Raw genomic sequence first — 8,799 nt, 5'->3', positions numbered from 1 at the left:
GCCTCGGCCTTGGCGGGGCCGTGCAGCGGCGGGGGGCCCTTCCCGTACGCGCAGGGAGCCCGGCGGCTCCGCGCCTCAGTGGCCGGCGGCGTGCGAGGCGGAGCCCGACGGGGAACCGGAGGCGCTGCCCGAGGGGGACCCGGCCGGGCCGCCCGCGGCCGCACCCGACGGCGAGCCGGACGGGCTGCCCGAGGGGGACCCGGACGGGGCCGGGCCGACGGCCGGGGCGCCGCTGGGGCCGTAGGCCGCGTACATGCCGGTGGCCGGGACCACGAACGCGTCCAGCGCGATGTCGCCCGTGCTGCTCAGCTGGAAGACGATGTTCTGCACGTCGCCGTCCTTGACGGCCTCGTGGCCGCCCTCGATCGAGGCGGAGGCGTTGCCCGTGCCGCCCAGGACGACGGAGCCGCCCGCAGGCACGGTGATCTTGCCGGCACCCTCGGCGGGCTTCAGGACGACCTTGGACTTGCCACCCGTGAGGGTGATGCCGTCGAGCGTCTGCGCCTTGGAGCCGGCGTTGAAGACGGTGGCCGACACGGCGGCCGGACCCTTCTTGCCCTTCTCGGCCTGGGTGATCACCAGTGCGTTCTGGACCTTGATCTCGCCCTTGGTGGCGGCGGCGTTGTCCGGCTTGATCTGGAGGGTCTGCGCGTCGTTGCCCGCGGCGCACGCTGCGAGCGAGGCGATCGAGAACACGACGGCAGTGGCGGCGAGGGCGCCGCGTCGAAGGCTGCGGCTCACGGCGGCGGCAACTCCTTGGACGAACGGAAGGGACGGTGGACGCTCGGAACGGCCGAGGTGAAGCCGCTCTAAGGGTGTGTCAGCGCGCTTAGGTTACCGAGCCACCGCCCCGCCCCCGCACCCGACCCTCCGCAGGGCGGCGGCCACCCTCGGCGCGCCCCGCGATCTCCGATTCCGCGTTCGTGCCGCTCACCGATCACCGGGCGTGCGCATATCGTGCGCCGGGCCTCCAGTGATCGTCCGCGGAGGAGCGCGGGGATCGACGCCGTGATCAACGCCGGGATCGACGCCGTGATCAACGCCGCGACGACGCCGTGATCAACGCCGGGATCAAGACGGTGATCAATTCCGGGATTCCCTCGAACGCCGCCGCGTGATCAATTCGGGATTGGGCCGGAAGTGGCTCCGCGCGGGGCGGCCGCCAGTCGAACGGAGTAGTTCGGTTTCGCGGCTTTGAAACCGGCAAAACGGGACGTACGTCACACTCGTGGGGGTGCCGGGCGGGTGTAGCGTGACCCTTTCGCCCGGTCCGCACAGCGCCCCCGACCTGCGAATACCCCCTTCCGCAAGCCTTCCGCAGCACGTTCGTGTCGCTGTTGTCAAGCCCCGAGATGTGCCCTGACCTGCGAAAACGCCATTCATAACGGTCAGTTCTCGTGTTACCCTGGATAGCCACGGAAGGGGTACCTGTCACATGACGTTCAAGGTTGGCGACACCGTGGTCTATCCCCATCACGGGGCCGCGCTGATCGAGGCCATTGAGACTCGTCAGATCAAAGGCGTGGACAAGACCTACTTGGTGCTCAAGGTCGCCCAGGGCGACCTGACGGTACGTGTGCCTGCGGACAATGCAGAGTTCGTCGGTGTTCGCGACGTAGTCGGGCAGGACGGGCTGGACCGGGTCTTCGAGGTGCTTCGCGCACCGTATGCAGAAGAGCCGACGAACTGGTCCCGGCGCTACAAGGCAAATCTGGAGAAGCTCGCTTCTGGCGATGTCATCAAGGTCGCCGAAGTAGTGCGTGACCTGTGGCGTCGTGAGCGTGAGCGCGGGCTTTCCGCGGGCGAGAAGCGCATGCTCGCGAAGGCGCGCCAGATCCTGGTGAGCGAGCTCGCGCTCGCCGAGAACACGAACGAGGACAAGGCCGAGGCCCTCCTCGACGAGGTTCTCGCGTCCTGACGCGAGACCGCGTTCCATCGCGTTCAGTAAAACAATGTGTACACAGTTGTGCCGCGGTGCCCGATGACAAGGCCTCTCCTCCACGAGAGGCCTGTTGCCGGGCGCTGCGGCATGTCTGCACCCATACCCTCTTGCACGTGAATGTACGAACCTCACTGGCGTGCCAGGTCCGGGCAGCCTGCTCGACCGGTCGTCACGGAAGGGGCGAGGGCGTCGCACCCGGCACCCTTGAGGCCATACCCATGTGGGCCGAAGCCACAAACCTGGATGCGCACCCCGGAGCTACCGATGCATGACGAACCGCGCCCGCACCGCACCGCCGCGGTCATCCCCGCAGCCGGCCGCGGCCTCCGCCTCGGCCCAGGCGCCCCCAAGGCCCTGCGGGCCCTCGGCGGCATCCCGATGCTCGTCCACGCCGTCCGCGCCATGGCCCGCTCCCGCGCGGTCTCCCTCGTGGTCGTCGTCGCCCCGTCCGGCGGCGCCGCCGAGGTGCGCCGGATGCTCGACGAGCACGCGCTGCCCGAGCGCACCGAGATCCTGGTCGTCCCCGGCGGCGAGACCCGCCAGGAGTCCGTGAACGCGGGCCTGGCCGCGCTCCCGCACGACGTCACCTCCGTACTGATCCACGACGCGGCCCGGCCCCTGGTCCCCGTCGACACGGTGGACTCCGTCGTCGAGGCCGTCCGGGCCGGAGCGCCCGCCGTGGTCCCCGCGCTGCCGCTGGCCGACACCGTCAAGGAGGTCGAGCCCGGCGGGCCGGGCGAGCCCGAGCCGGTCGTCGCCACCCCCGAGCGGGCCCGGCTGCGCGCCGTCCAGACCCCGCAGGGCTTCGACCGCGACACCCTGGCGCGCGCGCACCGGGAGATCGCGGTCGACGGCGAGGGCGCCACCGACGACGCCGGAATGGTGGAACGGCTCGGTGTCACCGTCGTGGTCGTCCCCGGCCACGAAGAGGCCTTCAAGGTCACCCGCCCGCTGGACCTCGTCCTCGCCGAGGCCGTACTCGCCCGCAGGAGGGCCACCGATGCCTACTAGCCCCGAAACGCGCGAAGTGCCTGAAACGCGCGGAGCGTCCGAACCCCTCGCCGCCCCGCTGATCCCGCTCGTCGGTATCGGCACCGACGTGCACGCCTTCGAGACCGGTCGCGAGCTGTGGTGCGCCGGCCTGCTCTGGGAGGGCGAGGACGGGCTCGCCGGGCACTCCGACGGAGACGTCGCGGCGCACGCCGCCTGCGACGCCCTGTTCTCCGCCGCCGGCGTCGGCGACCTCGGCGCGCACTTCGGCACCTCCCGCCCCGAGTGGTCCGGCGCCGCCGGTGTCACCCTCCTGGCGGAAGCCGCGCGCATCGTCCGCGCCGAGGGCTTCGAGATCGGCAACATCGCCATCCAGGTGATCGGCGTCCGGCCGAAGATCGGCAAGCGGCGCGAAGAAGCGCAGAAGGCGCTCGCGGCCGCCGCGGGCGCCCCCGTCTCGGTCTCCGGCACCACCACCGACGGGCTGGGCCTGACCGGCCGCGCCGAGGGGCTCGCGGCCATCGCGACCGCTCTCGTGTACCGCGTGCGGGCCGACAAAACAGGCTGAGTACGGCGTACGCCCGCATCGCGGGCCGCACCGCTTCGGCAACAAACCCGCCCCGCGTCCCGAAAGGGTCGCGGGGCACTGCTACAGGCGCACTACCCTGGATGCCGTGACTATTCGCCTGTACGACACCAGCGCCCGGCAGATCCGCGACTTCACCCCGCTCGTTCCGGGCTGCGTCTCGATCTACCTCTGCGGCGCCACGGTGCAGGCCGCCCCGCACATCGGGCACATCCGGTCGGGCCTCAACTTCGACATGATGCGCCGCTGGTTCGAGTACCGGGGCTACGACGTCACCTTCGTCCGCAACGTCACGGACATCGACGACAAGATCATCGCGAAGTCCGCCGAGCAGCGCCGCCCCTGGTGGTCCATCGGCTACGAGAACGAGCGCGCCTTCAACGACGGCTACGCCGCGCTCGGTTGCCTCCCGCCCACCTACGAGCCCCGCGCCACCGGCCACGTCACCGAGATGGTCGAGATGATGCGCGGCCTCATCGAGCGCGGCCACGCCTACGAGTCCGAGGGCAACGTCTACTTCGACGTGACGTCGCACCCCGGCTACCTCTCGCTGTCCCGCCAGGAGCTCGACAACATCCGCCAGCCGGAGAGCACCGGCGAGACCGGCAAGCGCGACCCCCGCGACTTCGCCATGTGGAAGTCCGTCAAGCCGGGCGAGCCCTCCTGGGAGACCCCGTGGGGCCGCGGCCGGCCCGGCTGGCACCTCGAATGCTCCGCCATGGCGCACAAGTACCTCGGCGAGGCCTTCGACATCCACGGCGGCGGCCTGGACCTGATCTTCCCGCACCACGAGAACGAGATCGCGCAGGCGAAGGCCTTCGGCGACGAGTTCGCGAAGTACTGGGTGCACAACGCCTGGGTCACCATGTCGGGCGAGAAGATGTCGAAGTCCCTCGGGAACTCGGTCCTCGTCTCCGAGATGGTCCAGCAGTGGCGCCCGATCGTCCTGCGCTACTACCTCGGCACCCCGCACTACCGGTCGATGATCGAGTACAGCGAGGAGGCCCTGCGCGAGGCGGAGTCCGCCTTCGCCCGGATCGAGGGCTTCTACCAGCGCGTCGTCGAGAAGGCCGGCAAGCCCGTCGAGCCCGCCGCCGAGGTGCCGCCCGCCTTCGCCGAGGCCATGGACGACGACCTCGGGGTCCCGCAGGCGCTGGCCATCGTCCACACCACGGTCCGCCAGGGCAACAGCGCGCTCGCCGCCGACGACAAGGACGCGGCCATCGCGCGCCTGTCCGAGGTGCGGGCCATGCTCGGCGTCCTCGGCCTCGACCCGCTCGACCCGCACTGGGCCGGCGAGGCCGACCGCGGCGAGGACCTCCACGGCGCCGTGGACACGCTCGTACGCCTGGTCCTGGAGCAGCGCGAGTCGGCCCGGTCCCGCAAGGACTGGGCGACCGCCGACGCCATCCGCGACCAGCTCCAGCAGTCCGGGCTGGTCATCGAGGACAGTCCGACGGGCCCGCGCTGGACGCTCGGCCCCCGCTGAGCCCGGGCAGCTGAGCTTGGTGTGCCGCCCGGCGCTCCGGGCCGCACACTCTTCATACGTACATATCGCAGCATCAAAGAAAACAGGTAGAAGTCATGGCCGGGAACAGCCAGCGCAGGAACCGCCGCACGTCCAACAAGAAGGGCGCGACGGTCGGCAGCGGTGGCCAGCGGCGCAAGGGCCTGGAGGGCAGGGGCCCCACGCCCAAGGCCGAGGACCGCAAGAAGCACAAGGCGCACCGCATCAGCAACGCCGTCGCCCGCCAGGCCGCCAAGCGTCGCCCCGCCCCGCGCCGCGGCGGTCCCAAGGGCACCAGCGAGATGGTCGTCGGCCGCAACCCGGTCTTCGAGGCGCTGCGCGACGGGGTTCCGGCCACGACGCTGTACGTCCAGCAGTTCATCGACAACGACGAGCGCGTCCGCGAGGCCCTCCAGCTCGCGGCCGAGCGCGGCAACATCAACCTGATGGAAGCCCCGCGCCCCGAGCTCGACCGGATGACGAACGGGCTCAACCACCAGGGTCTGGTGCTCCAGGTCCCGCCGTACGAGTACGCGCACCCCGAGGACCTCACCGCCGCCGCCTACGACGACGGCGACGACCCGCTGATCGTCGCCCTCGACGGCGTCACCGACCCGCGCAACCTCGGCGCGATCGTCCGCTCCGTCTCCGCCTTCGGCGGCCACGGCGTGGTCATCCCCGAGCGCCGCGCCGCCGGTATGACCGCCGGTGCGTGGAAGAGCTCGGCCGGCACCGCCGCCCGTACCCCGGTCTCCCGCGTCACCAACCTGACGCGCGCCCTGCAGGAGTACAAGAAGGCGGGCATCGCCATCGTCGGCCTCGCCGCCGAGGGCGAGCACACGGTGAACGACCTGGAGGCGCTCGGCGGCCCGGTCGTCATCGTCGTCGGTTCCGAGGGCAAGGGTCTCGGCCGTCTCGTCGGCGAGAACTGCGACTACCTCGTCCGCATCCCGATGCCGGGCGGCGCCGAGTCCCTGAACGCCGGCGTGGCCGCCGGCGTGGTGCTCTACGAGGCGGCGCGCCGCCGCGCCGAGCGTCCGCGCGCCTGATCCGCGCTATCCGCTTGATCCATTCGGCTCACGCGGAGTGACCCGTGAGCGTGCCACCCCGCCCCTTGTGGGCGGGGTGGCTTGATCTTGACGGGTCTCGGACACATCCCTGCCGTCAAGGCAGTGTCCTAAACACTGATCACTCGGTTAGATGAGTGTGGACACCAGAACGTCAGGGTTCGACGACCAGCCCGCGCTGAGCATGGTCAAGGTGCCGTGCGACCCCGCACAGGTCATCGTCAACCACGCCAGCTTCCGCGTGCGGCTCGCACCGAGCCCGAGCGCGCGTTCCAAGCCCGCGAACGCCCCCGGCCGCGCACCCGTCCTCGGCGGCGCCGTGGTCGCCGCGGCCGGAGCCGGCCGCCGCCGGGCCCCCGTCGTCTGGAGCGGCAAGGCCGACGCCGGCGACTCCGCGGCCATGGGCGGACTGCTCCAGGCCGTACGGGACGTCGGGCGCGGCCACGAGGAGTACGACGGGGGCTCGACCCAGGTCATCCCGCGCGTCGATCTGGCTCACGACCTCGCCGACAACACCCTCGCCACGCCGACCGTCATCGGTCAGCGCAGCTACGGAGACCCGGAGACGCGCCCGCTGGCCCCCGTACGGGACCTGTCGTACGCGCGGCCGCCGGGCGGCGCCGAGGCCGGGGCGGACGGGCGGCGGGGCTCCGACGCGCGCGGGCAGGCCTCCTACTATCCGGGCCGCCGGATGAACCTGGGCGTCGTGCTGCTCCCGCTGCGCGTCTTCCTCGGCTTCATCTCCATCTACGCCGGCATGGGCAAGCTGTGCGACCCCGTCTACTTCGACGGCGGCGAGCGCGGCTCCATGGTCACCTGGCTGCACACCCTGCAGCCGTGGGCGCTCGCCGAACCGCTGCGCGACTTCGCGCTGGCGCACCCGGTGGGCGCGGGGCTGAGCGTGGCCTTCCTCCAGGTCATCGTGGGCGTGCTGACGGTGTTCGGCCTGTGGCAGCGGTTCGCCGCGTGCTTCGGGGCGCTGCTGTCCGCCGCGCTGCTGATGACGGTGAGCTGGAAGACCGTCCCGGCGTACGACGCGCCCGACATCATCTACCTCGCCGCCTGGAGCCCGCTGATCATCGCGGGCGCCCCGGTGTACTCCCTGGACGGGCGGCTCGCCGGCGAGGCCTGGCGCACCCTCGGTCCGCGTTCGGAGATCTGGCGGCTGCGGCGGCGCGTACTGCGGCGCGGCGCGGTCATGGCGACCGTCGTGTGCGGGCTGACCCTGCTCGTCGGTTCGCTGCTGGGCGGCGCGGTGCGGTCGACGACGGTGGTCACCGTGCCCGGGCCGGGGCAGGCCCCGACCAACTACCTGCCGGGGCAGCCGCTGCCGCAGCGGTCGCCGGTACGCCAGCAGCCCGTGGCGCCGACGCAGCCGACCAAGTCGGCGCAGCCCTCCGCGACGGCCTCCGAGCCGGCCGCGAAGCCCGGGCGGGGCGCGACGAGCGGTCCCGCCCGGGAGACGGCCGGGACCGGCTCCGGGGCGCCCACCGCGACACGGGGCACCACCGGCAAGCAGACCCCGCGCAGTACGCCGCGGCAGTCGACGGCGCCGAAGCCGCCGTCCGCGACCTCGGGGAGCACCACCGGGGGTGGCGGGGAGGCCCCGTCGAAGCAGCCCGGCCTGGTCGGGGGTCTCCTCGGCTGAGGCCGGTCCGGAACCGATGTGACCCGCCCAGCGGGGGCCCGGCGCGAGTGAGCGCGCCGGGCCCCTTCCACGTGCGGCGGGGGCGGTGTCGGGCGCGGGGGCCCGTACGGTCGTGGTCCCGCGCGCGGGGCACCGTACGGCCGTGGTCCCGGGCGCGGGGGCCCGTACGCGCGCGGGGCCCGTCCGGGCGCGGGTCCCGGGCGCGGGGCCTCGTACGCCCGGCCGCGTCCGGGCGCGGACCGGAAGGCCTCAGGGGGCCTTCTGGGACGCCAACTCCCGTGCGGCCTCGGTGAGGTCCTTCGCGGTGTCGATCGCCCGCCAGTAGGCCCCCTGGGGCAGCGGGTAGCCCGCCAGCCGGCGCTCGCGGGCCAGCCGGGGGAACGTCGTCCGCTCGTGGTCCCCCAAGTCGGGGAGCAGCGCGGCGAATTCGGGCCCGAAGACGTACACGCCGGCGTTGACCGGGTAGGGCGACGGCGGGGCTTCGATGAAGTCCAGCACCTGCCCGAACTCGTTGGTCTCCACCACCCCCCACGGGATCCGCGGCCGGGCCAGGGCGAGCGTGGCGGTCGCACCGCGCTCGGCGTGGAAGGCGGCCATCTCGCGCAGCGAGAAGCGGGTCCACACGTCCCCGTTGGTGGCGTACCAGGCCTCCTGCGGGTGCGGGAGGTGGCGGGCGGCGAACTTGAGGCCGCCGCCGCGCCCCAGCGGCTCCTCCTCCACGACCGTGGTCACGCGCAGCGGCAACCGGGCCTGCGCGAGCCACTCCTGGAGCACCTCGGCGAGGTGCCCGCAGGAGACGACGGCGTCCGTGACCCCCTCGGAGGCCAACCAGGCCAGCTGGTGCCCGATGATCGGCAGCCCGGTGCCCGGGATCTCGACCATCGGCTTGGGGCGGTCGTCCGTGTACGGGCGCAGCCGCGACCCCTGGCCGCCCGCCAGCAGGACTGCCTGGGTGGGCGCGGCCGGGAACGCGGCTGCGGAGGGCGTGGATCGGGGTGCGGGAGCTGCGGGTGGTACGGGCTGCTGGTCGTCGGTCATGGCGGCCAGCGTAGGGACGCC

Annotated in this window: 8 protein-coding genes; 6 read left to right on the top strand and 2 right to left on the bottom strand. The window is 72.6% G+C overall.

What is annotated here, in order from left to right:
• Window positions 1-75: 75 nt before the first annotated feature.
• On the bottom strand, window positions 76-741 hold the full coding sequence (locus tag ACWFQ8_RS15470; RefSeq protein WP_453786722.1) for a DUF461 domain-containing protein: 666 nt from the start codon (window positions 739-741) through the stop codon (window positions 76-78).
• 694 nt (window positions 742-1,435) lie between these two features.
• Between ACWFQ8_RS15470 and ACWFQ8_RS15465 the strand changes: the two genes are divergently transcribed.
• The 6 genes from ACWFQ8_RS15465 (at window position 1,436) to ACWFQ8_RS15440 (ending at window position 7,740) form a co-directional block, all read left to right on the top strand.
• Entirely contained in the window at window positions 1,436-1,918 is a 483-nt protein-coding gene (locus ACWFQ8_RS15465) for a CarD family transcriptional regulator (RefSeq protein WP_003953493.1), read from the top strand.
• A gap of 288 nt (window positions 1,919-2,206) precedes the next feature.
• Window positions 2,207-2,953 (top strand): 2-C-methyl-D-erythritol 4-phosphate cytidylyltransferase, encoded by a 747-nt coding sequence (ispD, locus tag ACWFQ8_RS15460; RefSeq protein WP_453786721.1) that lies wholly within the window; start codon window positions 2,207-2,209, stop codon window positions 2,951-2,953.
• Window positions 2,943-3,500 carry a 2-C-methyl-D-erythritol 2,4-cyclodiphosphate synthase gene (gene ispF / locus ACWFQ8_RS15455; protein WP_453786720.1) on the top strand — a complete coding sequence of 186 codons (558 nt, stop codon included), beginning with the start codon at window positions 2,943-2,945 and terminating at the stop codon, window positions 3,498-3,500. Before ispD ends, ispF begins: the two co-directional genes overlap by 11 nt.
• A gap of 106 nt (window positions 3,501-3,606) precedes the next feature.
• Entirely contained in the window at window positions 3,607-5,007 is a 1,401-nt protein-coding gene (gene cysS / locus ACWFQ8_RS15450; protein ID WP_453786719.1) for a cysteine--tRNA ligase, read from the top strand.
• A gap of 95 nt (window positions 5,008-5,102) precedes the next feature.
• Complete coding sequence (gene rlmB, locus ACWFQ8_RS15445; protein ID WP_453786718.1) at window positions 5,103-6,074, top strand: 23S rRNA (guanosine(2251)-2'-O)-methyltransferase RlmB; 972 nt, start codon at window positions 5,103-5,105, stop codon at window positions 6,072-6,074.
• A gap of 151 nt (window positions 6,075-6,225) precedes the next feature.
• Window positions 6,226-7,740, top strand: coding sequence for a DoxX family membrane protein (locus ACWFQ8_RS15440; RefSeq protein ID WP_453786717.1), 1,515 nt, complete (start codon window positions 6,226-6,228; stop codon window positions 7,738-7,740).
• A gap of 249 nt (window positions 7,741-7,989) precedes the next feature.
• On the opposite strand, the gene ACWFQ8_RS15435 is transcribed toward ACWFQ8_RS15440, so the two are convergent.
• Window positions 7,990-8,778, bottom strand: coding sequence for a nucleotidyltransferase family protein (locus ACWFQ8_RS15435; RefSeq protein WP_453786716.1), 789 nt, complete (start codon window positions 8,776-8,778; stop codon window positions 7,990-7,992).
• Window positions 8,779-8,799 lie beyond the last annotated feature (21 nt).

It is taken from the genome of Streptomyces sp. NPDC055254, from assembly GCF_053606025.1.
This window is presented reverse-complemented; position numbering and strand designations above follow the sequence as displayed.